Below are 413 nucleotides of genomic sequence, written 5' to 3'. Positions count from 1 at the left end.
CCTGGTGTAATGCCTGTTGTGACCTCTCCAGAGCCAACTGGGCTTCCCGTCGCTCAGTCAGGTCGCGAGTGATTTTCGCGAAGCCGATCAGCTCGCCGCCTTCGTTGCGGACGGGATCGATGACGACGCTGGCCCAGAACCTGGTCCCATCCTTCCGCCGGCGCCAGCCTTCAGCCTCGAAGCGGCCTTCGCTCAGCGCCGTCGCGAGCGCCTTCTTCGGGATGCCGGCCGCCTGGTCTTCGTCGAGGTAGAATCGAGAAAAATGCTGCCCGATAATCTCATCCGCCTCATAGCCTTTAAAACGTTCGGCGCCGGCATTCCAGCTGCTGACATGGCCACCGGGATCGAGGAGGTAGATCGCGTAGTCCGTCACACTCTGCACCAGCAGCCGGAAACGCTCTTCGCTCCGGCGA

Annotated in this window: 1 protein-coding gene; it reads right to left on the bottom strand. The window is 62.2% G+C overall.

The window, feature by feature from the left end; genetic code table 11:
- Window positions 1-413 (bottom strand): PAS domain-containing protein (locus ACZLZY_RS24940; protein ID WP_472936651.1); only part of this gene is annotated, 413 nt, incomplete at both ends.

This window comes from Mesocryomonas lacus (assembly GCF_055730135.2).
Note: the sequence above shows the minus strand (reverse complement) of the source record. Positions and strands in the feature narration are given on the sequence as shown.